Annotated in this window: 25 protein-coding genes and 1 tRNA gene; 15 read left to right on the top strand and 11 right to left on the bottom strand. The window is 47.8% G+C overall.

From position 1 onward, the window contains the following. The first annotated feature begins 488 nt into the window (after positions 1–488). Genes J0A67_RS08475 through J0A67_RS08465 form a run of 3 tightly spaced genes read left to right on the top strand, consistent with a single transcriptional unit; the run spans position 489 to position 2,540 of the window. Complete coding sequence (locus J0A67_RS08475; RefSeq protein WP_206568878.1) at positions 489–971, top strand: hypothetical protein; 483 nt, start codon at positions 489–491, stop codon at positions 969–971. After that, positions 968–2,137, top strand: coding sequence for a sensor histidine kinase (locus J0A67_RS08470; protein WP_206568877.1), 1,170 nt, complete (start codon positions 968–970; stop codon positions 2,135–2,137). The genes J0A67_RS08475 and J0A67_RS08470 overlap by 4 nt, the downstream gene beginning before the upstream one ends. Then, positions 2,121–2,540 (top strand): response regulator, encoded by a 420-nt coding sequence (locus tag J0A67_RS08465; RefSeq protein ID WP_206568876.1) that lies wholly within the window; start codon positions 2,121–2,123, stop codon positions 2,538–2,540. Before J0A67_RS08470 ends, J0A67_RS08465 begins: the two co-directional genes overlap by 17 nt. On the opposite strand, the gene J0A67_RS08460 is transcribed toward J0A67_RS08465, so the two are convergent. The 4 genes from J0A67_RS08460 to sucC form a co-directional block, all read right to left on the bottom strand. Beyond that, positions 2,533–2,760 (bottom strand): DUF2188 domain-containing protein, encoded by a 228-nt coding sequence (locus tag J0A67_RS08460; protein WP_206568875.1) that lies wholly within the window; start codon positions 2,758–2,760, stop codon positions 2,533–2,535. The genes J0A67_RS08465 and J0A67_RS08460 overlap by 8 nt on opposite strands. Positions 2,761–2,872: 112 nt before the next feature. Beyond that, positions 2,873–3,454 carry a DUF4142 domain-containing protein gene (locus J0A67_RS08455; RefSeq protein WP_206568874.1) on the bottom strand — a complete coding sequence of 194 codons (582 nt, stop codon included), beginning with the start codon at positions 3,452–3,454 and terminating at the stop codon, positions 2,873–2,875. Between the two features lie 1,003 nt (positions 3,455–4,457). Next, a tRNA-Arg gene (locus J0A67_RS08450) sits at positions 4,458–4,531 on the bottom strand. Between the two features lie 9 nt (positions 4,532–4,540). Beyond that, the gene (gene sucC / locus J0A67_RS08445; protein WP_206568873.1) at positions 4,541–5,758 is read right to left on the bottom strand and encodes an ADP-forming succinate--CoA ligase subunit beta; all 1,218 of its coding nucleotides are present in this window, start codon (positions 5,756–5,758) and stop codon (positions 4,541–4,543) included. 139 nt (positions 5,759–5,897) lie between these two features. On the opposite strand from sucC, the gene J0A67_RS08440 reads away from it, so the two are divergent. Next, on the top strand, positions 5,898–6,554 hold the full coding sequence (locus tag J0A67_RS08440) for an ABC transporter ATP-binding protein (RefSeq protein WP_206568872.1): 657 nt from the start codon (positions 5,898–5,900) through the stop codon (positions 6,552–6,554). On the opposite strand, the gene J0A67_RS08435 is transcribed toward J0A67_RS08440, so the two are convergent. Continuing rightward, positions 6,551–7,000, bottom strand: coding sequence for a peroxiredoxin (locus J0A67_RS08435; protein ID WP_206568871.1), 450 nt, complete (start codon positions 6,998–7,000; stop codon positions 6,551–6,553). The genes J0A67_RS08440 and J0A67_RS08435 overlap by 4 nt on opposite strands. A gap of 144 nt (positions 7,001–7,144) precedes the next feature. Between J0A67_RS08435 and J0A67_RS08430 the strand changes: the two genes are divergently transcribed. From J0A67_RS08430 to J0A67_RS08410, 5 genes are all read left to right on the top strand, one after another. Then, entirely contained in the window at positions 7,145–7,951 is an 807-nt protein-coding gene (locus J0A67_RS08430) for a DMT family transporter (RefSeq protein WP_206569674.1), read from the top strand. 179 nt (positions 7,952–8,130) lie between these two features. Next, entirely contained in the window at positions 8,131–9,618 is a 1,488-nt protein-coding gene (locus tag J0A67_RS08425; RefSeq protein ID WP_206568870.1) for a nicotinate phosphoribosyltransferase, read from the top strand. Further along, positions 9,605–10,234 (top strand): bifunctional nicotinamidase/pyrazinamidase, encoded by a 630-nt coding sequence (pncA, locus tag J0A67_RS08420; protein WP_206568869.1) that lies wholly within the window; start codon positions 9,605–9,607, stop codon positions 10,232–10,234. Before J0A67_RS08425 ends, pncA begins: the two co-directional genes overlap by 14 nt. Positions 10,235–10,237: 3 nt before the next feature. After that, on the top strand, positions 10,238–10,753 hold the full coding sequence (locus tag J0A67_RS08415; protein ID WP_206568868.1) for an acyl-CoA thioesterase: 516 nt from the start codon (positions 10,238–10,240) through the stop codon (positions 10,751–10,753). A 46-nt stretch (positions 10,754–10,799) separates the two neighbouring features. Further along, positions 10,800–11,333 (top strand): dihydrofolate reductase family protein, encoded by a 534-nt coding sequence (locus J0A67_RS08410; RefSeq protein ID WP_206568867.1) that lies wholly within the window; start codon positions 10,800–10,802, stop codon positions 11,331–11,333. 41 nt (positions 11,334–11,374) lie between these two features. Here the strand turns inward: J0A67_RS08410 and J0A67_RS08405 are convergent, their stop codons facing one another. Further along, positions 11,375–11,692 (bottom strand): antibiotic biosynthesis monooxygenase family protein, encoded by a 318-nt coding sequence (locus J0A67_RS08405; RefSeq protein ID WP_206568866.1) that lies wholly within the window; start codon positions 11,690–11,692, stop codon positions 11,375–11,377. Positions 11,693–11,921: 229 nt separating this feature from the next. On the opposite strand from J0A67_RS08405, the gene J0A67_RS08400 reads away from it, so the two are divergent. Continuing rightward, entirely contained in the window at positions 11,922–12,866 is a 945-nt protein-coding gene (locus J0A67_RS08400) for a DUF4097 family beta strand repeat-containing protein (RefSeq protein ID WP_206568865.1), read from the top strand. Positions 12,867–13,546: 680 nt separating this feature from the next. Next, the gene (locus J0A67_RS08395) at positions 13,547–14,698 is read left to right on the top strand and encodes an SAM-dependent methyltransferase (protein ID WP_438839590.1); all 1,152 of its coding nucleotides are present in this window, start codon (positions 13,547–13,549) and stop codon (positions 14,696–14,698) included. Between the two features lie 9 nt (positions 14,699–14,707). Here J0A67_RS08395 and J0A67_RS08390 read toward each other — a convergent pair whose 3' ends face one another. Then, positions 14,708–15,919 carry a serine hydrolase domain-containing protein gene (locus tag J0A67_RS08390; RefSeq protein WP_206568863.1) on the bottom strand — a complete coding sequence of 404 codons (1,212 nt, stop codon included), beginning with the start codon at positions 15,917–15,919 and terminating at the stop codon, positions 14,708–14,710. A gap of 165 nt (positions 15,920–16,084) precedes the next feature. Between J0A67_RS08390 and J0A67_RS08385 the strand changes: the two genes are divergently transcribed. Then, positions 16,085–17,353 carry an NAD(P)/FAD-dependent oxidoreductase gene (locus tag J0A67_RS08385; protein WP_317195054.1) on the top strand — a complete coding sequence of 423 codons (1,269 nt, stop codon included), beginning with the start codon at positions 16,085–16,087 and terminating at the stop codon, positions 17,351–17,353. A gap of 276 nt (positions 17,354–17,629) precedes the next feature. On the opposite strand, the gene J0A67_RS23295 is transcribed toward J0A67_RS08385, so the two are convergent. The 4 genes from J0A67_RS23295 to J0A67_RS08365 all read right to left on the bottom strand — a co-directional run bounded on the left by J0A67_RS23295 (position 17,630) and on the right by J0A67_RS08365 (position 19,933). Next, complete coding sequence (locus tag J0A67_RS23295; RefSeq protein ID WP_206569672.1) at positions 17,630–18,019, bottom strand: integrase core domain-containing protein; 390 nt, start codon at positions 18,017–18,019, stop codon at positions 17,630–17,632. 33 nt (positions 18,020–18,052) lie between these two features. Continuing rightward, positions 18,053–18,508 carry a hypothetical protein gene (locus tag J0A67_RS08375; RefSeq protein ID WP_206568862.1) on the bottom strand — a complete coding sequence of 152 codons (456 nt, stop codon included), beginning with the start codon at positions 18,506–18,508 and terminating at the stop codon, positions 18,053–18,055. Beyond that, positions 18,505–18,885: a transposase gene (locus J0A67_RS08370; protein ID WP_206568861.1), complete on the bottom strand. Its 381-nt coding sequence runs from the start codon at positions 18,883–18,885 to the stop codon at positions 18,505–18,507. The genes J0A67_RS08375 and J0A67_RS08370 overlap by 4 nt, the downstream gene beginning before the upstream one ends. A gap of 118 nt (positions 18,886–19,003) precedes the next feature. Further along, complete coding sequence (locus tag J0A67_RS08365) at positions 19,004–19,933, bottom strand: ThuA domain-containing protein (RefSeq protein ID WP_206568860.1); 930 nt, start codon at positions 19,931–19,933, stop codon at positions 19,004–19,006. 113 nt (positions 19,934–20,046) lie between these two features. Between J0A67_RS08365 and J0A67_RS08360 the strand changes: the two genes are divergently transcribed. Genes J0A67_RS08360 through J0A67_RS08350 form a run of 3 tightly spaced genes read left to right on the top strand, consistent with a single transcriptional unit; the run spans position 20,047 to position 23,811 of the window. Continuing rightward, positions 20,047–20,976 (top strand): DUF6807 domain-containing protein, encoded by a 930-nt coding sequence (locus tag J0A67_RS08360; protein WP_241265119.1) that lies wholly within the window; start codon positions 20,047–20,049, stop codon positions 20,974–20,976. A gap of 30 nt (positions 20,977–21,006) precedes the next feature. Continuing rightward, the gene (locus J0A67_RS08355; protein WP_206568858.1) at positions 21,007–22,377 is read left to right on the top strand and encodes a Gfo/Idh/MocA family protein; all 1,371 of its coding nucleotides are present in this window, start codon (positions 21,007–21,009) and stop codon (positions 22,375–22,377) included. Positions 22,378–22,437: 60 nt separating this feature from the next. Further along, positions 22,438–23,811 carry a putative oxidoreductase C-terminal domain-containing protein gene (locus J0A67_RS08350; RefSeq protein ID WP_206568857.1) on the top strand — a complete coding sequence of 458 codons (1,374 nt, stop codon included), beginning with the start codon at positions 22,438–22,440 and terminating at the stop codon, positions 23,809–23,811. Positions 23,812–24,015: the final 204 nt, after the last annotated feature.

The following is a 24,015-nucleotide window of genomic DNA, read 5'->3' as shown; positions in this document are numbered from 1 at the left end:
AGACGCCGCTTATTTTCTCTTTTTAACACCAAGTGGGAGGCCAGGTTAACGGAAAATGGAGGAAGGAACACGCTCGCGGTTCAAACTGGATTCAATGGCATCATGCTTCGCCTTTATTTCGGAAGTGGTTTACTTTAAAAATTTCTTCTCCCAAAAAACGCTAAAAACCAACTTGACCATCTCTAAGTCTATCTTATTGAGTTTAAAAATACCCTGTACAGGGTATTTTTTGTCAAGTTGATTTTTTTGTTCTTGAAAGCCGAATTTCTGCCTCCTGTCCACCGCTGCACGCCTGCCGAATTCCAAATTTTGGCCCGAACGGATGGAATTGAAGGAAGGTATGATTTATGAAACCTTTCGTGTCGCTTTGTTTGACGACACCAACTGATTTTGAAGGCTGGAATATACGCTGGGACCGCGAAAAGCAGTTCCTAATTTTCCAAAAGACCCAGTCCCAGAGAAACTGCACGACAATCAAACCCTTGGCTATGGAACAGGTATATGACTTTATTTCGAGACTCTTTGAGGCCAATGATTGGCCTCCCCGTTGGTTTTGTGGCACATGGTCCGAATTTCACGGGTGGCTTTACGTCTTGAGTGATGTTGCGATATGGCTGGCTTATTTCGTGATTCCAGCCATTATCATTTTCTTCATCCAAAAGCGTAGGAATATTCCCTTCTTGCCCGTGTTTTGGCTTTTTGGCGCATTTATCATTCTTTGCGGCAGTACGCACCTGATCGATGCCGTTATGTTTTGGTGGCCGGGCTATAGGCTGAGCGCTCTGCTCAGGCTGCTGACCGCTCTGGTGAGTCTTGCCACCGCCTTTGCACTGATCCGTGATTTGCCGAAATTGGTTGAGGAGCAGCCGAATGATTTGTTGAGAGAATACGAACTGGAGAAGCAGCTGAAGAAATATGAAGGAGAAATCGAAGAGTTAAGGAAGCAACTGGCCCTTAAAAACAACGAATGAAACTTTCTAAGTCATCTACGACATATTTCCAAAAGACGGCCTTGATTTTGGTGACTGCCATAATTGCGGGTTTGATATTTATGGCCGATTTATACACCGGAGCGGAGGTGGCCATCGCTTCGATGTACGCAGTAGTAATATTGTACAGCTGGGTCCTTCCCGGCAGGTATTCCAGTATTTACGCTGCGTTGGCCTGTTCTGTCCTAACCGTGATTTCGGCTTTTCAAAACCCTGTTTCCGATGGCGTCCCGGAACAATTGTATGCATTGAACTGGGTAATATCCCTAGTGGTGATCTGGACTTGTCTGACCTTGGTGTTTATCGCTAAAAGCAGTTTCGCGAATCTTGAGGAAATAAATAGGCGACTCGCCGTTAGTTCGGCTGCCTTGTTGGAAAAGGTCAAAGAGCTGGATACCCAAAAACTGGAGTTATCCGAAAACAAAAGGAAACTGGAGGCCTTAAATGCCGATTTGATAGTCAAAAACAGGGAGCTTGAGCGATTCACCAGCATCGCGAGCCACGATCTGCAGGAGCCGCTCCGCACCATCGGCAACATGACGCAGTTGATCAGCAGGAAGTACTACGGAAGCTTTGACGATCAGGGCAAAAAGATCCTCGAATATGTAACTGCCGCTGCAACGCGAATGACGGCACTAGTAAAAGGGCTGCTGGAGTTCAGCCGTATCGGAAGCAAGAGGTTTGTCCAGAAAGTAAACCTCGAAGAATTGGTGCAAAATATTGTACTTGATTTTGAGGTGGTGATCAAAGCCGCTGAAGCTAAACTAGTAATCGAAAGCCTGCCTTCAATACAGGGCAATCCCGTCGAACTGCGCATGCTTTTTCAGAACCTAATAGGCAATGCACTCAAATTCAGGAAAGAAGGGCTGCAGCCGATTGTAGAGATCTCCGCAGTGGATAGGGGTGAACTGGTGGAATTTTGTGTTCGCGACAACGGGATCGGCATCGACCCTTCCGACTATGAAAAGGTTTTCTTTATTTTTCAGCGCCTCAATTCCAACGAGAAATATGAAGGGTCTGGATTGGGTTTGGCCTACTGCCGCAAAATCGTAGAACTCCACGGCGGAAAAATTTGGATTGACTCTACTAAAGGTATGGGTAGTTCTTTTTATTTTACCTTAAAAAAATCCTATGACAGAGAAACTTGACAAGTTGGACTGCATTCTTCTGATTGACGACGACGAAGCTACCAACTTTTACCACAGAGTCATTCTGGAGGATGAAGTGGACAAAACCTACATCCATGCGGTTAAATCGGCACGGGACGGAATCAACTATCTGCTTGGAAAGGGAGATTTCGAGGGCAACCCGCAACCTGGAATCATTTTTCTGGACATCAATATGCCCGGACTGGATGGTTGGGATTTTCTTTCCGAATACAATGAATTGTCCGCGGATATCCACGATCGTTCCATCGTAGTCTTACTCACGACGAGTGTCAATCCAGACGACAGGGAACGAGCCGCGCAGATTCCCGCTGTAAGGGAGTTTGTGAGCAAACCGCTTACCCCGGAAGCTTTCAGGAAAGTGGTCCAAGAAAACTTTAATTGATTACATCTCCGTAGCCTGACCGAATTAGGAATCGCCTTTTTTTTTGCCCTTGGGGATGCTTTTCAAAGTAAGCTCTTGCTTGCTTTAAGCCCGTCGCAATTGCTAAACCCTCATCACCGCTTTCCTTTAGGATCTCGTTGGCTATCTCGGTAGCTTTTTCCCGAATATGTACCGGCTGATTCTTGTAGGAAGGAGGATAGTCTCCGTTATACCAAGGCATGGCAGCTGTGTGTTAAATAGTTTTGCCAGCCGACGCCATCCCTCCCAAACGGTAAGGAAAGATAGCGTCAAATAGGCTGGCTTATGGCAATCATTCTTGGAGGAACGGTGTCCTAACGGTTCTTTAAGCTATCGACTGCAGCCTCTGCCTGCTTGGCTCTCGCCAAGTGCTGCTCAAGCGTGGGAACCTTGCCCGCTGCCCAGGATTTGAGATCGGCGTCATATCCATTTTCCGCCTGCTTTTTAAACTCGTCGATATCCTTCTCATGATCCTTTACCATAAATTCGGTATAGGCTTCGTCAAATTCCTCACCGGTTTTTTCCGCAAGGTCGTTGTAAGATTCTTGGCTGTCTTCACTCAAGCCCGTAGGCAGTGAGATGTTTTTCTGGGACGCTAAGGCCTTTAATTCGTCGTTTGCCTTGCTGTGGTCGTTTGCCATCATCTCGCCCAGCATCTTCACTGCATCAGAAGCGCCGTTGGACTGGGCCAATTTGCCCAATTGGACTTCCAACATGCCGCCATCCGCAGCAGCAACCGCAAACTCAGCGTCCTTCTCTGCTTTGTTGTCCTCGAACTTCTCTTCGTTTTGTTCTTCTGCTATTTCCTCGCTGTCTGTGCTTTTGTTTTCACAGGAGGCCAAAGCCAGCATGCCCAATAGGAGTAGGGCAAATGGGCTGATTTTTAGATTTTTCATAACAAGTTGGTTTTAAAGTGGTTTCTAATTGATGCTAACCTATAGCTGTAATATGTATGCCAACTAACTGACGTCAGGGGAGTCGGGATTTCAGCGCAACTGCAGCCAATGTGCTTCAAAGCTCGAAATGGCTACCTAACCAATTAAATCAAGGCCTTGTCTCCGTTTCAGGATATGATTATCTTTTTCTGTTCACGGATCCTGTATCAGAGGAGCATCATTGGAAATGGGGAAATTTTGTAACTAATGGGCAATATTATCCACCAATTGAAGGCGTAATTTTTAGTCGGTGTGTTATGTGGGTCGCTTGAGCCTCTCGTCAACTCGCCTCAGAAACGTCCAACAATCCGGTACAAAAGGATCGCAGGGACTACCAGATTCTCCTTTTCAGTTTAGTGACAATCTTCTGGTGACAGGAATGCAGTTGAAATTAAGATCCATGGCCAATGACGACCCTTCGACCAATCCTATCTCGATCCCGGCCTTCCACCAAGTAAAGAGGTTCGATTGAAAAATTATTGAGAAGATAAAAGGGGAGAACGCTGCTTCCAGTCTGTTTTTTCATCCTGAGTAGGCAGAAACTATATGGCTCAATTGCTTTTCAGATTTCACAATTTAATTTCGGGATTGCAAAGGCTTCTGGTATCCACAGATTCTGTGAAACACAATCACCCTGTCTTCTAAGAGCTTCTCCTTACGGTCTGTTTTTTTTCGGGTGACGTCAACGGAGACTATTCATTACTCCTCCGAAGTAGATTTTTGTAGAATAGTCGAATTGTTCCATGGATTGCATTTGAACTGGTGAAGGTAGGTAGCGATTTATGCCTACGATTTTTTGTTTATCCAATCCCCGATATACTAGCTATGCGACTACTTTAAAAATCTGCATAATCTTCGCGCTGCAATTATCCATGTTGAAATGACATACCCAACCCGGTACCGGATTCCCAAAACGTCAAAAAGCCGCTTATTAAGCGGCTTTGGTATGGCCCAACGGCCTTTGTACACTCGGAAGGATTCGAACCCTCAACCCTCGGAGCCGAAATCCGATATTCTATCCAGTTGAACTACGAGTGCGTACTTTATTTATTTTGCTTCGAGTACAGCTTGTACTTTCTCTGCTGCTTCCTTCAATGTAATCGCCGAAGACACCTTCAATCCTGACTCATCGATGATTTTGGCGCCTTCCTCAGCATTGGTGCCCTGAAGCCTCACGATGATTGGGACGCGAATATCACCAATAGATTTGTAAGCTTCAACCACTCCATTGGCAATTCTGTCGCATCTCACGATACCGCCGAAGACGTTGATCAATATTGCTTTTACGTTTGGATCCTGAAGGATGATTCGGAAACCTGCCTCTACAGTAGTGGCATTTGCTCCTCCTCCTACGTCTAGGAAGTTTGCAGGCTCACCGCCAGAAAGCTTGATCATGTCCATGGTAGCCATTGCAAGACCGGCGCCGTTCACCATGCAACCGACGTTACCGTCCAACTTCACATAGTTCAGTCCGGATTTGCCTGCTTCTACTTCCAAAGGATCTTCTTCGGCTAGGTCTCTCAATTCGGCAAGTTTTGGTTGACGGTAAAGCGCGTTGTCGTCCACGTTCACTTTGGCGTCCACGGCAAGTATCTTGTCGTCGGATGTCTTCAACACCGGATTGATCTCAAACTGCGAAGAGTCTGTTCCGACATAGGCATTGTAAAGCGCGGTGATGAACTTCACCATTTCCTTAAAAGCGTTTCCGGAAAGGCCCAATTTGAAAGCTACTTTCCTTGCCTGGAATCCCTGAAGACCCACTTTAGGATCTATCCATTCTTTGATGATTTTTTCAGGATGCTTTTCAGCAACTTCTTCGATATCCATCCCGCCTTCGGTAGAAGCCATGATCACGTTGGATCCGGTAGCTCTATCCAAGAGGATGGACATGTAATATTCTTTTGGTTCTGATGCTCCAGGATAGTAGACATCCTCGGCAATCAGCACCTTGTTCACTTTTTTGCCTTCAGCGCCTGTTTGGATGGTAACCAAGGTTCCGCCAAGAATTGCATTGGCTTTCTCCTTGACATCCTCCAATTTCTTAGCCAGTACCACGCCTCTGGAGCCGGTTTCTTTGACTTCTCCTTTTCCGCGTCCACCTGCGTGGATCTGAGCCTTAATCACATACCAGGAAGTACCGGTTTGAGCGTTTAGCTTCACTGCAGCCTCGTGTGCGGCCTCAGGAGAATCTGCTACAATGCCTTCCTGAATCCTTACTCCGTAGCCCTTCAATACTTCTTTTGCCTGATATTCGTGAATATTCATTCTCTGGAAATTTTTGCCCGAAGATAAGGCGATGAAGGCGATATATCAAACCGCTTTTTTCCATTTTTATTTATGAAAACGCTTTAATTCCTGTATTTGAGGGATTTGTTTTACTTTTAAAAACTCAAAAAAATCTACTATGCTGATAGCCAAAGGGATTCACAAATCCTATGGAAGCCTTCATGTTTTGAAGGGTGTTGATCTTGAAATTTCGGAGTCGGAAATTGTTTCCATTGTAGGTTCGTCTGGAGCGGGAAAGAGCACCTTGCTGCATATACTCGGAACTCTCGACCAGCCTGAAAGGGGCGAACTGCGGATGCAGGACAAGGATCTGCTGAAGCTAAAAGGGGACCGGCTGGCCGATTTCAGAAACCAGCAAATTGGATTTATTTTTCAGTTCCACAATTTGCTTCCGGAGTTTACCGCTCAGGAAAACATTCAAATCCCAGGCTATATCAAAGGCCTCACTCCAGCGGAACTCCAAAAAAAATCGGGTGAGCTCGCTGAGATACTTGGCATTAGCCACCGTCTGGATCACAAGCCCTCAACACTCTCCGGAGGAGAACAGCAGCGTGTAGCAGTGGCCCGGGCACTGATCAACAACCCAGCCGTGGTCTTTGCCGATGAGCCTAGTGGCAATCTTGACACCGTAAATGCGAGAAGTCTTCACGAACTCTTTTTTAGGCTTCGGGATGAGCTCAGGCAGGCCTTTGTGATCGTCACCCACAACGAGGAACTCGCTGGAATGGCAGACCGTCAAGTGGTGATGCAGGATGGGTTGATCGTCGCCAATTAGGATTTGCCTAATTGGGCAATCATGGCGCTGACGTGTTTTTTGTTTTCAAAGAGTCCTTCGAAGATACCGGCGATCCTTTGCTCTGAGTCCAGCAAATAAGTGACGCGTTTGGGGATTTTCAAGACGGGTATGAGTGCATCGTAAGATTTGCAGACTTTACCGTCCGGGTCAGAAAGCAGCTCAAAGGGGAGCTTGTAAGCTTTTTTGAATTTTTCGTGTGTGGGAATATCGTCTCTGCTGATTCCAAACACCGGTACTTCCATGTCCCGGAATTCGCTGAACTGATCCCGAAACTCACAGGCTTCCGCGGTGCAGCCTTTGGTGAAATCTTTGGGATAAAAGAAAAGAATCAAGGGTTTGCCAAGGAAATCCTTGAGGTGGAAGACTTTGTCTGAAGTGGACAAAAGTCTGATGTCAGGTGCTTTGCTGCCGATTTTTAATGCCATAGGTTTCTATAAAGCAACTGCGGCGAAGAAAGTTTCGGCAAAATGAAATTTTGATAGCCCGAACTAATCCTTAGCTGATTTACTTTGCAGAGGTATACCACCACTAACCCTTCGTTTGAGTTGAAGATCAGCAGCGTCCAGTCCATGCTTTTGGCGGGGATTTTTTTTGCGATGATGAATGTGTCCGTGAAGTTCATCCCACACATTCCCGCCATTGAAATCGTATGGTTTCGGTCGGTTTTCAGCTTGGTTTTCACGTTCATTGTGCTTGGCCGTAAAGGTGTTTCTCCCTTTGGCAACCATAAGGGGAGTCTGGTGATTAGGGGCATAGTAGGCTCGATCAGTCTGATCCTGTTCTTCTATACTTTACAGCGAATTCCCTTGGCCAGTGCGGTGACCATGCAGTATTTGTCACCGATTTTCACCACGATCCTGGGGGTTTTTATCATCAAGGAAAAAGTCCGCCCTATCCAGTTTCTATACTTTGCTATGGCTTTTGCTGGTGTTTTAATCATACAGGGCGTCGATCCACGTGTAGATCCACTCAGTGCGGTGATGGGGATCACATCCGGTCTCGCCGCTGGCGTAGCTTACAACATGATCCGAAAGCTGAAGACTTCCGAACACCCATTGGTGATCGTGTTCTATTTTCCGCTTGTCACGCTACCCATCGCTTCCATCATCATGTATTTCGACTGGGTGACCCCGGTGGGCTGGGATTGGGTGATGCTACTTTGGATTGGCTTCTGTACCCAGAGCGCGCAGTATTTCATGACCGTCGCCTACCAGACCGGCAACCTCGCCCGTGTCTCCAGCCTAAGTTATATGGGTGTGCTCTATGCCCTTATCTTTGGCTTCTTCCTTTTTGGGGAGACATTTCCGATTGCATCCTATTTGGGGATGGCTTTGGTGCTGGTGGGTATCTTGCTGAATCTCAGGGTGAAATCTTAGAAACGACATTTCGGCCGGCATGCCGTTCCATTTTAGTTTGAGTAAAGCGAAGAATCGACTTTTCGCAACAGTGACCAAAATAAGTTCTTAAACCTCACCTCTTCACTCGTATTTGGCTTAGCTTCCTTCCTTTTGCGCTTAATGGCCATTAACTTTAACCTACCATTTGCTCCCTTTTCATGAAAATCACCAAGGATCTCTACCAAAGCAGCCTCGTTTTGCTGACAGACTTTTACCAACTCACGATGGCCTATGCTTATTGGAAGTCGGGGAAGGGCGAACAAGAGGCTGTTTTCAATTTGTTTTTCAGAAAACATCCTTTCCAAGGAGGCTTTACACTCGCAGCTGGCTTGGACTACGTGGTTGATTTTTGCAACAATTTCAAGTTTGAGAAAGCTGACCTGGAGTATCTGGAAGTAATGAAGGATAAGGACGGAAGTCCCGTATTCGAGGCGGCGTTTTTGGAGTATCTCCAAACTCTCCAGTTTACCTGTGACATCGATGCCGTCGAAGAGGGGACCGTGGTCTTTCCCAACTCGCCTATGGTGCGCGTTAAAGGCCCGCTGATCCAATGTCAACTGCTGGAAACACCTTTGCTGAATATCATCAACTTCCAAACACTGATTGCAACCAAAGCTGCTCGAATAAACTTCGCGGCGCAGGGCGAACCTGTCCTGGAGTTTGGGTTAAGAAGGGCTCAAGGGATAGACGGGGCATTGGCTGCCAGTCGGGCCGCCTACATTGGTGGCTGCACCTCTACCTCGAATGTGATGGCTGGTAAACTCTTCGGGATTCCCGTAGCGGGTACCCACGCCCACAGCTGGATCATGTCATTTGAGACCGAAATGGAAGCCTTTGAGGCCTATGCTGATGCTTTCCCTGATCAGTGCGTGTTTTTGGTGGATACTTACGACACCCTCAACGGAGTAAAGAATGCAATCAGGGTTGGTGAGATTTTGCGGAGCAAGGGCAAGGAAATGGTGGGCATCCGAATAGACTCGGGTGACCTGGCCTACTACAGCACCAAAGCACGGCAGATGCTGGACGAGGCTGGCTTCCCAAATGCGAAAATCGTAGCCTCCAACGACTTGGATGAGCATATCATCGCTTCTCTCAAGTCGCAAGACGCAGCCATCAACGTCTGGGGTGTCGGTACCAAACTTGTCACCGCCTATGACCAACCGGCGCTTGGGGCCGTGTACAAGCTCTCGGCCATCAAAAATGCCGACGGGCATTGGGAGCCAAAGGTAAAAGTGTCCCAGCAGTCGTTGAAAATCAACGTGCCGGGATTTCATAACACCAAGAGATATTATAGTAAAGGAAAGGCGGTGGCTGATATGATCTATCTCGAGGATCAAGAGATCAACCCAAAGGGTGTTGTGATCATCGACCCGGTGGATGCGACCAGACGCAAGCGGCTGATGCCGGCATTCTACCAGGAGGAAATCCTCCTAAAGCCCATTTTCAAAAACGGCAAAAAGGTCTACAAGCTGCCTACCCTGGCCGAAATTCGAGCTCGCGCAGCCAGTCAGCTCGATTCTCTTGATAAGACACACATGCGCTTGGTCAACCCACACCTGTACCCGGTTGGTTTGGAGGAAAACCTGCACCATTTGAGGATGGAGTTGGTTTTGAAAGCAAAGAAATTTGACAATGGTGAAGATTGATAAAGACGACGTACTCCTGATCGTAGATGTGCAAAACGACTTTCTGCCGGGTGGAGCCTTGGCCGTAGCCGAGGGAGACCAAATCATTCCCGTGATCAACAAGCTGCAAGGGAAATTCAGCCTGGTGGTCGCAACGCAGGATTTCCACCCGGCATCTCACGGGAGTTTTGCGGCAAATCATGTTGGGAAAAATCCCGGGGACTTCATTGAACTGGCGGGATTGACACAGATTCTCTGGCCAGTCCACTGCGTGCAAGGAACGTTTGGCGGAGACTTTCATGCGGACTTGGCTCGGGATAGATGGACGGCAGTCTTCCAAAAGGGGATGAATCCCGAGGTGGATTCTTATTCTGGATTTTTCGACAACGCGCGAAAAGGCGATACTGGATTGGGAGAATTTCTGACAACAATTGGCGCAAAGCGTGTATTTGTATGCGGGCTAGCCTTGGATTATTGCGTTAAATTTACCGCGCAAGATTCCAAGGAGCTGGGCTTTGAGACCTTTCTGATCAGTGATGCAACGCGAGCGGTGAATTTACGTCCTACCGATGGTGCAAAGGCTATCGATGAAATGAAAGCACAAGGTATCAACGTGATCAGCAGTCAAGACCTTTAAACTATGTTCCAATACAATCCCGACATCCACTATCCAACCGAGACTGAGAGCAGGGTAGTCATCCGCTTCCAGGATTGCGATCCCCTGCGTCACCTGAACAATGCGAAGTATTTTGACTACTTCTTCAATGCGAGGGAAGATCAGGTTCCCAAACTCTATGGCTTGGAAATCATCGATCTGATTAAAACCTACAAAGCGGCATGGGTGGTGTATAACCACAACATCAGCTACGTAAAACCCGCCATGGTTGGGGAGTGGGTGCGAATCATGAGCCGGATTCTTTGGTATAATCACAACACGATCGTCGTCGAGTACTATATGACTGACGACTCCAAAACCCAGCTGAAGACGGTCCTATGGTCTACCATGCGCTATGTTACCCTCGCAGAGGGAAAGTCCACAGATCACAGCGGGGCCGTGCAGGATTTTCTCAAGGCCACCTCCGAAAATTTGGACATCGCCAGCATGGATATCAGAGACAGGGTAAAAGCTTTGGTAGCAGAATTCAGAAAAGGCTAACCTCAGCCCAACTGGCCTGCGGTACGGATTAGAATAAAAATCGATTATGCGAAAACTGAGTATTTATATAGCCGCCAGCTTGGACGGATACATTGCCAAGCCGAATGATAATTTGGACTTTTTGAAACTGGTGGAGAAAGAAGGGGAGGACTACGGCTACTCGGAGTTTACGGACACGATAGACACTATTATCCTAGGCAGAAAGACCTACGACTGGGTGCTCCGTGAGGTTGGCACTTCCCACTACGATAATGGAGAAAGGGACGTCTACGTGATCACCCATTCCGAGCGGCCGGGCAGCGGAAGGACGACCTTTTATTCAGGCGATGTGGTAGAGTTTGTGAGGCAACTGAAGGCTGGCGAGGGAAAAAACATCTATTGTGACGGAGGCGCCCAACTGATTGATACGCTGTTGCAACATGATCTGATAGATGAATTTGTGGTGTCTATCGTCCCGATTTTGCTGGGTGAGGGCACAAGGCTTTTTAAAGATGGCAGGCACGAGCAGCAGCTTCAACTTTTAAGTGCAAAGACTTTCGACACTGGGCTGGTTCAGCTTCACTATCGCCGCAAAGATTAATAGTGCCACTTTCGGTTTTCCGCTTTTTATAGCCTGAAAAATCAGCGCTCGAATCCATAGTCGCGTTCAATCAGCGCAATGCGGGTCTTGTAGGCTGAGTACCATTTTTCGCGACCAAATTTTTGCGCTAGCAGATGGTCTGTATTTGCTTTCCATTCTTTGATCGCTTCGGTGCTTTCCCAGTAGGAAATGGTTATTCCCAGTCCATCTCTCACACTTTCGTGGCCTAAATAGCCTGGTTGTTGCTCGGCGAGGCTAACCATTTGATCAGCCATTTCGGCATAGCCTTCATCGACATCAGTTCGGACGTTGGAGAAGATCACCGCATAGTAGGGAGGTGGCGGAGTGGTGGCTATCATTTATTTTTGAGATGAATAGGGGTAAGTGACGAATCAATTGTCTTAGCTAAAAATAGGGGAAATGCGCGTAGCCACACACCTAATGATGAGAAAATATCCGGAGGGAAAATGCTTCAGTTAGCTGGACTGTGACGGCTCAATAGTCAGATGACTACTGACATTGCCGTAAACCCGTGCGGGTACCACCAGAGCAAAGGAAAAATCAAAAATTATCTAAAATAAACCAACTATGAAAGTTAGCAACATGAGTTACAAGACAAAAAGTGCAGGTCTCTTGCTAGGTGCGTTAATTGCATTCACTTCCTGTGAAGGTGATCTTGAAGTGGTCCAGCGTATAGACGAGGAATTTGTTGGGATCGAGCGAATTGAAATCGAGTCCGAATTTATGGAGGTGAATTATCAGGGGATTGCTGGTCAGTCTACCGTCACGCTGGATGGCCGACTGGAGTCTAGTCGTCCTGGGAATTTTAGGATCGAATACGAGCAAGAGGGAAATACGCTGGTAATTGAGTTGGACAAAAACGGCTTGAATGTAGGCAACCATCGCGCCGTAGTCAATTTGGTAGGACCGAAGGAACTGGAGTTAAACGTCGAGTCTGGCTCTGGGAGGACTGTAGTATCCGGAATCGAATATCCTCATCTTCATATCAGTTCAGGGTCGGGTTTAATAGAGGTGATTCAAGTGATAGCGCCGTCTATCCGTCTCCAAGTAGGTTCCGGATCGATTGAGGGCTATGGTCTGGTCGGAAATGTCGATGCAGACGCTTCATCTGGAAAGATCGAAATTGGTCAGATGGAGGGCGATCTGGCAATCAAAGCGTCCAGCGGACATGTCAGTGTGAAGGATCTAACAGGGAAACTTAATGTGCAAATGAGCTCTGGAAATGTGGAAATTGCCAATATCTCCGAAATGGAAAGCATGAAGGTGAGTTCTGGGAATGTTTCAGGCACAGATGTCGGTTTGACTCCAAAAACCCGATTGACCAGTTCTTCCGGAAGGATTTCCATTAAGACCTTTTCGGACTTAAATGCCTTCAATTACGATTTTGAAGCGGGAAGTGGCCGAGTGACGGTAGGCGAAAGTTCTTCGTCGGGCTCGCTGAAGATCAACAATGGCGCCCCAAGTACGATCTCGGGTTCCGTCTCCAGCGGCTTGATCGAGATCAAAAACTAAACCATTCTAAATTCATTGGGCCTCGGGAGTTTCTCGGGGTCTTTTTGTTTGCCAATGTGACAAATCATTTACCATTTTGTGTAATTGGTTTTGAAAGTTGGGTATTTCAAAGAAAACAGGGAATCTTTCGGAGACAATTCGTCTATCAATAACCGGCAAACGTGTCGGTTTGACATTTATCAAGAAATTCAACCGACGAAATCCTGTAACTCCATTCTGCGTAAGTTTGTATGCATGCCGAGTAGATAGTTCAGGATTTAAGAATATTCTTTGGATTCTGCTTGTCTGATGATGGTTTTGAAAAATAAACATCGGCTACGCAGCGTCTTTCGCCAGTGATGAGACATTAGTCTCGTTTGAGCTTTAAAAGCCCGGATGAAAGATTTCTATACAGTCTTCCTTTCTGTGTCGAATGCCAGTCGCCCGATTGGTAAATAATTAAGGAGTAGCGAAAAGTTGCTAGATCACCCCCAAACCCCGGCCGATGTGCCGGGGTTTTGTTTTTTGCAGCGCTGTGCTCGTCGCTTGTCTTACCCTTGTGATCCAAAATCGATGTAATTGCTCCATTCGCTATTTTATCGCTTTTAGGTATTTGTGGGGATTCTGAAAATCGATAAATTATTTGTCTCCTAAAGCAAATTTTTCTTGTTCAATTTTTAAACAGCAGTTTCTTAGTTTTCATGAAAAACAAGTTTACCCGTCTTGCAGACTTATTCCAGAAGCATTTGGAAGCAGTTACAACTTCAACTTCAAAAATCCCTTTCTCGATGCTAGGGCCCAATGGGGAAACAAGAGACTTTGGCGATGGGGTACCAGAGTTTTCACTTATTCTCAAAAACGATCAAGCCATCTCGGCAATCAGCACGATGGATCAGGAGCTGATTGCCAGAGCCTATCTGATGGGTGACATTGATGTGGAAGGTGATTTGATCAAGGTTCTTTCGCTAAGGAATTATTTTTTGGACAGACGGGGATTCAATTTTTTCTGGCGAATAGTTCAGCCTTTTCTGTTCGGCCAGGTCAAAAGCGACAAGAAATGGATCTCACAGCACTACGACTTGGAGGCGGACTTCTTCATGCTTTTTTTAGACAAAAGACACCGAGCCTATTCACAAGCTGTTTTCGCATCTGATGATGAATCGCTGGAGGACGCGGAAACGAGGAAATTTGAATTTGTCGTGGATTCCGTGAAAGCCAAAGCTGGTAACCGGATTTTGGAAATAGGGTCTGGCTGGGGTTCTTTTGTCGAGTTTGCGGGGCAGCGCGGAATCCATGTCACCTCTTTGACTATTTCAGAACTTTCGCGACACTTTGTCCAGGAGATTATTGATCGCCAAAAACTACCCTGTGAGGTGGTTTTAGAGCATTTTCTCCAGTATGACCCCGGACTGCAATACGATGCAATAATCAATTGTGGTGTCACAGAGCACCTTCCGGACTATGCAGCATCGCTCCGGCAATACCAAAAGCTACTCAAGCCGGGTGGTCACCTGTACTTGGATGCCAGTGCGGATAGGGTTAAGAATTCCCACGGGACGTTCATGAACAAATATGTCTTTGAAGGAAATGGGCACCTGATGGTATTGCACGACTATCTTGCTGAAGTCGCCAAAACGCCTTTCCAGCTACGGGGAGTCTGGGATGATACGCATAGTTACTACCTCACTTGCCGGGAATGGGCAAAGCGGCTGGACTCAAACCAAAGTATCATCGAAGAAAGGTGGGGCAAAGCACTACACCGCACATTTCAGCTATACCTCTGGGGAAGTGCAGAGGGATTTCTTTCCGGCGCCATTCAGGCCTACCGTGTGCTTCTCCAGCTACCAAAGTAGCCTCTTTCGCTATTTGCTCAGGCTTTCAAGCACCAGTCTGACTAATTCTGCTTTGTCTCCATTGGGAATCCAGCGAGCAACGATCACCAAGTCGTTTTCTTGGTCTACATAAATCATGTTAGTGCCAGCTCCGATGTGGAGAAATGCGGTCTTAGGCGCAGCCGGAACCTCTTTTTGGTCGTGGTTTAAAAAATAGTTCATCATACCGTATCCGGGTTGCGCTGGCGTTGGCGTTCGGCATTTTTCTATCCAAGAAGGGTTGATCAGTTGTCGGCCATTCCAGTTCCCGTTTCTCAGGGTTAGGTATCCGAATCTGGCCTGATCCCAGGCGGAGATCATCATGCCGCCTCCCCAATGCGATCCACCACTGATGGACTGCATGATTTGGCCGTCGAGGATGACAAAGGAGTTTTCGTAGCCCGTCCATCTCCAGCTGTCGCTAGCGCCGATGGGATCCATGATTTTCTCTTTTAACACTACCGGAAGGGGCTTTCTCCAAATATTCAGCAGCGCCAATGCCAGCACGTTCACGCGGGTGTCATTGTACTCATAGACTGTACCTGGGACGTTTCGAGCCCGCGTTCTCCATTCTTTGGCCTCACCGCTCGGACGATCAGCCCAGTCTGGCTTACCCCATAGGCTTCCTTCCCAGTCTGAGGTCTGCCTCAGTAGGTCGTCCCAACGGATCTTGCGGTTGTGGTCTGTGTCAAAAAGCTCGAAAACGTCATCCTCATACAAGTGATCCGCTTTGTTCATCCCCGCGCGCAAAGGGTCGTAAGGATAGATCGGTGCCATGTAGGGATAGACCAGGTCTTTTTCATCCTGGATCAAACCCTCCGCTACCGCCAGTCCGGCAGTAGTAGAAAGAAAACTTTTTGCCACGGAGAAGGTCAAATCTACTCGCCCCGGATCACCCCAATGTCCCACAACGTACCCTTTGTAAATGATTAGTCCAGTCGCTGGCCCACGCGTTTTCATCGGGCCAACCGGATACCCGAATGGCTCTCTGCCGAATGCACTTTCGTAGTGGGCAATCTTTAGATTGGCATTTTGTTCGGTCTCGTGGCCGATCGCAAATGCGATTGCTTCTGCAATCTTGCCCTCGTCCAAGCCAAGATCGCCTGGATTCTTGCTGAGCCAGCTATTTTTCTCTGGAAAATAAGTTTGGGCATGTAGGGAAAAGGCGAGCAGAGTGGTAAGGAGTAGACCAAGTATTTTCATGGCAAGGGATTTACTGCGATGTTAAGGATTTCCGTACAGGCGAGCCAGACCTTCTGTCAAATCTTTCCGGAGAATAGACATCCACGGAAAATCTGGACGCTATCGGATCTCGGTATTCCAAAACACAGTTGACAATCTTGTGTTATTAAAAAAACTTTGGCCAAATTGGAAAAGACAGGAACGCAAGGAATGGAAGACAGGATATACATAATAGGCGCGGGATTAGCGGGGTTGGTGGCCGCTTTGGAACTGGAAAGAGCTGGTTTTTCACCTTGCATTCTCGAGGCTTCGGATAGCGTAGGAGGCCGGATCAAGACCGACAAGCTCGACGGTTTTTTACTTGACCACGGATTTCAAGTTTTGAATACCGCCTATCCGGAAGCGCAAAGATATCTGGATCTCAATGCCTTAAATCTAAGAACCTTCACGCCGGGTGCGGTGATCTTCGAAGGGGAAGACTTCTACCTGCTCTCCGATCCCGCTAGGAGTCCCCTCCGCGCGTTGGCAATGGCTTTTTCCAAGGTAGGAACGCTTGGCGATAAGCTGAAAATCCTGAAACTGACCAGATCGCTGAAGAACCTGTCCAACGAAGAAATCTTTGCCAAACCTTCGCTGCCGACCCACCAATACCTTAAGGATTACGGCTTTTCCGACCTGATAATTTCCAATTTCTTCAAGCCGTTTTTTCGGGGAATATTTCTCGAAAAATACCTAAACACATCCTCCAGGATATTTGAGTTTGTCTTCAAGATGTTTGCCATGGGACATGCGGCGGTGCCTGAAAGGGGAATGGGTGAGATACCAGCCATGATCCGCCGCCAACTTGGCAAGACCCAGATCTATTTTAATTCCAAAGTGGCCCAAGTTGAAGGGAAGACCATCCACTTGGAAAATGGAGAAGTGATTGAAGGAGATCGGATCATTGTTGCGGTGCAACCTGATTTGGTGATGAAACAGCTGCAAGGGCAATTTTCTTCACCCCAAAGTGTGATCAATCTGTATTTTTCTTTGCAAAACTCTTTTTTGGGAAAGCCGATTATCGGGCTGCTGCCTGGAGACGGCTTGGTAAACAATTTGGTCTTTATGGATGATGTGTCAAAGACCTATTCCGAAAATGGGAGAGCCTTGCTGTCCGTGACGGTCTTGGAGTCGAGCTTAGGGGAAAAAGAGCTGATTGAAGCCGTAAAGAAGGAACTGGAAGAGATCTCGGGGGTACACAGTAAATATTTTCAATTTGTCAAATCCTACTATATCCAGCACGCTTTGCCTTTCTTGGAGGATCCAAAATATTCTATTCCTATGACCGAGTGCAAGATTGCGGATCACGTTTACCTAGCCGGAGACTACCTGCTACATGGCTCGATCAATGCTGCGATGACCTCCGGAAGAATCGCCGCTGAAGCGGTAATCCATAGCTATATGCCGACACATTGAGTTTGGATTTTTTCCACCGCAGAGAGCACGGGAAGTAATAGGAGAGCGCCAAAACTAATTGCAACTTCTTCTAGTGAACACCCGCGTTGATTTTCTTTATTAAACAAAAAAAGAAAAGGCGTGGAAATCATATTTCTACGCCTTTTCATCGGACATGCGTGTCTCGTCCTGATTTTACTTGACACTTTTTCTTTGTTTTATTCTTTCGTTTTCACTTCTCTTGAATGCCCTTTAGTCCAAGCGAGGAGGCCAGTCAAGGCCGACGCGTAGCGGCGTTTATTTAGCCTTTACTGGCTTCTGGCTTGGGCTAGTTTTGCGTTTGAGAGATGAAAACACGGCGTTTGTTGAGTGTATTTCTGCCGGGATCCCCATCCCCAAAGATAAGTGGGGCCTTTTTTCATTATAGCTCTTTATTGCATGCTTTGCGCAGGCATAGGCCTGGGTGAGATCGTGAAACCTCGCATCCAGAAGGTACTCCGTCTTGAGTATCCCGTTCATCCGTTCTGCCAGTGCATTGTCATAGCAGTTTCCCGCTTCGCCCATGCTTGGCGTTATTCCCGCCTTTTTGAGCAGGGTGGTATACGCTTTACTGCAATACTGAAATCCCCGGTCGGAATGGTGTACCAGTCCTTTGGGTTCAGGGCACTGCCTGAGGGCTATTTTCAGGGCTGCAACAGCCCATTTGGCCTCAAGCGTGTTTCACAGATACCAGCCGACCACCTTTCTGCTCCAGGCATCGGTAATCAGAAACAAGTACCGGAACGTCTCTCCCACACGGAGGTAGGTGATGTCACTGACCCAGGCTTGGTGTGGACCCTTCCACGTCTTTCCGTTGAAATGATCCTGGAACTGGCTGTACCGCACCAAAGACTGCGTGGTCACCGCATATTTCCTCTTCCGCTTGACCAGCAGCCCACTTGACCCCAAAAGGGCGAAGAACTTATCCCTTCCCAGTTTCAAGCCAAGCCTTTCCATTTCGCCCTTCAGGATATGGTGCAGTTTTTTGCCTCCCATCCTGGGATGGATCGTACGCTGATCCCTCACCAGCCCCAAGACCAAATCAAGATCTGATTCCTCTTTGGCCCGCGCATGTGTCCAACCGTAATAAGCTGTCCGGCTGTAACCGAAGTATAAACACGCTGCGGAAACACTCATCCCTTGCGGCCTTTTTTCAACACACCGGTGCCAAAGTTTTTTTTTAGATCGGTCTTATACTCCTGGTTGGCTACATCGATCAGGGTCTCCAAGCATTTGTTGGCTATGATCGAGTCCGCCAAGGCGTCTCTCAGTTTTCGGTTCTCCGCTTCCAGTTGCTTTAGCCTGTCTTTCTCATCCATGGTTTCTATTCGTATGGTCTTGTTGAGCAAATGGTACCTTCCAAAGGATTTTACCCAGTTCTGGATCGTATCCGCCCCCCCGATTCCGTATTTCTTTTGGAGGAACACGATAGAGGAGCCATTTTCCAATTCCTCTACCACTTGCTTCTTAAAGCTAATACTGTACCGCCTGATTTCTCTACCTGCTTTTGTCATAATATTACCCGGTTTTAGTCTGACATTACTGTCAAGCTATTTCAGGACATGACAGCGACATCCAGCATCGGTCATCCATCACCCGACACCTAGCATCGGACATCCGACTTCCAGCAACTCACTTTCCCACCGGCGTCTCGTCGCATTCCACGTCACCGGCCACATACTGCATGCCGTCGAGATAGAATTGGAGCAGGTCCGGATTTTCGAAGCTCTGCGCATTGTGTGAAGGGGAGATGTACATCACCTTTCCTTTGCCTTCCGCACGGATCCAAGATACATAGGTCTTTCCCTCGGTCTTTTCCTGGCCTTTTCGCTGACCTTCAATTTCCGCGTTGTTGAAGTAGAGCAAAGGCTTGAAATCGCCCTCTGCATACGCATTCTTATAAAAGTAGGGCTCGTCGATGTGGTTGAAGCCTTCGGCTGGAAATGCCTGCACCAGCGGGTGGTTTGGATCTTCGAGCCTCACTTGGATGGCCTGCTGCTTGGGATGGTAGTCAAAACTGGCGCCTAGCAGTCGGCTGAAGTCCCAAGAGTTGTTCAACGTTGTGTTGCCGCCGTGTACCACCATGAGTCCGCCACCTTTCTCTACATAGCTTAGGATATTGGCTTCGAGCTCCTGGGCTTTTTTCATCAGCGCCGCGGAGTCGTAGCCTTTGCCTGCGTCAGCTTTTAGTTTGTCCCAGAAGAGGTTTCTGTGGTCTCCAACGGAGCAGGTATTGTTTAGGATGATCGCATCGTATTTTTTGAGGTTTTTTGCTTCAAACTCGGTGATGTCCTTGCTTCCGCTCACGGAAAAGGCTCCGCTTTTGTCTCCTAGGATTTTTAGCATCTCTTCGGTGTGGGGAATCACCCAATGCTTAAATCCGGTATGCAGTGAGAAAACCAGTATGTTTTTTTTCTTGGCCGGAAAGCTTTGCTTTTCAGGAGCCAAGGAGGTGATCTTGTCTTTCCAAGCCTGGTCAAGTGGTACTTCGTTTAGACTCTGGGCACATGCAAAATGAAAGGTTGATAAGAAAACGATTGCGTAGAAATAGAGACGCTTCATGGGGATTAGTATAACTGGGTTAATTGATTTTTTGAGATTTTGATATCTTGGAGGCCCAATAACCTGAATTTTACATGTGTTTCAAAAGGAATTTATTTCTATCCCTCGTTTTTTTGGGATTATCTTCGGTATCGTTTTCGCAAAAAATCACGCTAAACGAAACTTCCACCGGAGTGGATTTTCTTATTGACAATCAGCGGGTTTTGACTTACCAGACCGCCAAAGTACCCGTTCCGGAAGGAGTCAAAGTGGACTTCAGTAAGTCAGGTTTTATCCATCCCATCACTTCTCCAAGTGGTCAGGTACTCAGTCGAATACAGCCTCCAGACCACTATCATCATTATGGGATTTGGGGTCCCTGGACTCGTGCCACGATCAGTGGGAGGGAAGTGGATTTTTGGAATCTGGGAGACGGCAAAGGACGTGTGGACTTCGCAAAAATACTTTCCAAGAAAGTGGCCGGCGGTGCCGCAGAACTCAACGTCCGCCAAAACCATCTAGACCTCAAGGCCCCAGAAAACGAAAAACTGGCCATTGAAGAAGATCTGCGCATCAAAGTGAAGCCCGCCGACAAAGACCGCTACATGGTGGACTATACGACCACAATAGAAACCAAAATTCCGGGAGGCATACTTCTGGACGACTATCGCTACGGGGGAGGGATCGGCTTTCGGGCTACTGAGCTATGGGGCGATGCCAATAGCAATATCCTGACTTCGGAAGGCAAGACCCGCAAGGATGCGGATGGGAGCAATGCCAAATGGGTTATCGTCAAGGGGAAGACCGCGGACGCTTCGGGTCAAAGCGGGATTCTTTTCCTATCCCACAACACCAACAAATCCCATCCCGAACCGCTGCGCGTTTGGCCTTTGGGCCAGTACAAAGGCGAGGGCAACGTTTTTATCGAGTTCTGTCCAATCCGCCATGAGTCTTGGGAACTCCAGCCCAACGAGCGCTACACACTTAAATATAGAATGATTGTCTTTGATGGAGACCTTACTCCCGAGGAAGCCGAGGCTTATTGGAGAGCATTTGTTAAATAGAATACCCCAGTTTAACCCTACTTTATAGCTATGGAAAGAAGAGATTTTATGATGAAAACTGCACTGGCAACCGCTGCGATTGGATTTCCAACCATTGTGCCAGCCTCAGTTTTCGGCAAAAACGCACCGAGTAACCGAATTACGATAGGCCAGATCGGTTGTGGAAGGATTGCCCGAGACCACGATTTGCCAGGAACCTGGAGACATGAAGTGGCGCAGCTCGTCGCGGTGTCTGATGTCGACAGCAAGCGTATGGCTGACGGGAAAAAGCTGATCGAGGACTACTACTCCAAAAAGAACGGAAAACCCTACGTGGATGTAAAGCAGTACGGTGACTACCGAGAGATGCTGCTCAACAAGGAAATAGATGCGGTGGTGATCTCGACTCCGGATCACTGGCATTCCCAACCTGCTATGGAAGCTGCTTTGGCTGGGAAGCATGTTTACGTGCAAAAACCAACATCTCTCACCATCAAAGAAGGCCGTCAGCTGGTTGATGTGGTAAACAAGACAGGTGTCAAGCTGCAGCTTGGAACCCAGCAACGATCCAGTGAGCAATTTAGGATTGCAGCCGAATTGGTGAGAAATGGAAGAATAGGCAAACTTCACACTGTTCGCATCGGATTGCCGGGAGACCCTTCTGGCCCGGATGCGCCTGCGATGCCGGTGCCGTCAAACCTGAATTTTGATATGTGGCTGGGCTCGACACCGGAGGTTCCCTATACGGAAATCGGAGTTCATCCTCAAAACGACTATAGTCGTCCGGGATGGCTGAGGCTGGAAAATTACGGCGCAGGCATGATCACCGGATGGGGACAGCATCACTTTGACTCGGCAGCCTGGGGCATGGATACCGAATTAACCGGGCCAAGATTTGTCGAGGCCGTCGCCGAGTTCCCTCGCTCGGGATTGTGGAACGTGCACGGTGATTTCATGGTCAAAGCGGAATATGACAACGGAATCACCATGTTTACCTCCGGAGGCTATCCAAATGGGATTCGCTATGAAGGAACGGAAGGCTGGATTTGGGTTTCCAGAGGAAACTACCAAGCTTCGTCCTCCGATCCCGTTTCAAAAGACAACAACGCAAAAGCTCTGGATGCTTCCGACCCGAAAATCCTCCAGTCAGTGATCGGCCCGGAGGAGATCCATCTTATCAAAAGTAATGAGCACCATGGCAACTGGCTAGGTGCGATCCAAGGGAACAATGAACTATTGTCTCCAGTTGAGATTGGACACAGGGCATGTTCCGTATGTTTGGTAAGCCATATCGCGATGAAAATGGGCAGAAGGCTGGAATGGGATGCCGCCAAGGAGGAATTTGTAAACGACAAGGAGGCAAATTCACATCTGAGCCGGACTCAGCGCAGACCTTGGGGTACGGATTATGTCAAAGCCTAATTCTGCCGTGGGCGCTTTTAAGTTGATGCTTAATTTGAAGCAGTATTTAATATCGAATGTATGATTTCCAATAAAGTAAAGATCGGGGCCGCATTGGCCCTTTTTTCCGCTTCCTGTTCCAGTCCCGAGATGAAATCAGAAACTTCTGAACCCAATTCAAAGGTAAAGATCATGACTCTGGATCCCGGACATTTTCATGCCGGTCTGATCCACAAGTCCATGTATCCTACGGTGGATTCGACCGTTTATGTTTTTGCTCCGGAGGGTGCAGAGCTGGCTGATCACCTGAAGCGTATCGCTGGCTACAATGAGCGGACTGAAAACCCAACTGCCTGGAATCTGGAAGTGTACACAGGCGCCGACTATCTGGAAAAGATGGTCGCTGAAAAGCCTGGAAACGTGATGATGGTAGCAGGCAAAAACGATCGTAAGGTCGACTATATCCTCGCCGCCATCGAAAACGACATCCACGTCTACGCAGACAAGCCTCTGGTGATCAACCAAGAAGGGTTTAACAAGTTGGTCAAAGCCTTTCAGCTGGCAGAGGAGAAGAATCTCCTTATTTATGATATCATGACGGAGCGCTTTGAAATCACGACATTGCTCCAGCGGGAGCTATCGATGATTTCTGAGGTGTTTGGCGAACTAGAGACCGGAACACCGGAAAATCCGGCGATTACCAAGGAATCCGTCCACCATTTCTTCAAGTACGTCTCTGGCGCACCCCTGATCCGGCCGGATTGGTTCTTTGACGTGAGCGTAGAGGGCGAGGGAATCGTGGACGTGACCACCCACCTGGTTGACTTGATCCAGTGGGAAGCTTTTCCGGAAGTGGCTTTGGATACTACAGACGTGCAGATGCTTTCGGCCAAGCGTTGGTCGACTCCCATGACGCTGCAAGAGTTCCAGCAGGTGACAGGCAAGTCTGGCTTCCCTGATTTTCTACAAAAAGACATCAAGGATGGCAAACTGGAAGTTTTCTCCAACGGAGAAATGGCCTACACCCTGAAGGGAAAGCATGCAAAGGCAAGCGTGATCTGGAATTATCAAGCGCCAGAAGGAAGTGCTGATACACACTACAGTATGATGCGGGGGACCAAAGCCAACCTGATCATCCGGCAAGGCAAGGAGGAAAACTACCGCCCGGCCTTGTATGTCGAGTTGCTCGGCACTGAATTGGCGCAGCTGGAAAAGGCTGTAAACGAAACGCTGCAGGCAAAGTATCCAGGAATCGGCCTGACACAAATGCCATCTGGAGAATATCAGGTTACCATTCCGGACTCCTACCACAATGGCCACGAGGCGCATTTTGCTCAAGTCACTGAGAGGTTTTTGGAATACTATCAGGCAGGAAAAATGCCTGCTTGGGAGGTGCCAAACATGATCACCAAGTATTACACCAATATCAAGGCGAGGGAATTAGCACTGAAGTGATTTTCGGAAGTGAACATTTAGAGCTTGGGCGGGTTTTGTATTTCCCGCCCAAGCTTTTTTATGGGGCAGTCTTTTTCTTACCAAATGAAAAATCTTAAACGATTCGTCGATAGTAAAAAAAATGAGAAAGGATAAATACTCCGGCTCTCCACCTTTACTCGTCCCGAAATCCTTATGTTTCGTATATGGAAGTGGCGAGACAAA

The organism is Algoriphagus aestuariicola (assembly GCF_017254835.1).
Lineage (GTDB): Bacteria > Bacteroidota > Bacteroidia > Cytophagales > Cyclobacteriaceae > Algoriphagus > Algoriphagus aestuariicola.
This window is presented reverse-complemented; position numbering and strand designations above follow the sequence as displayed.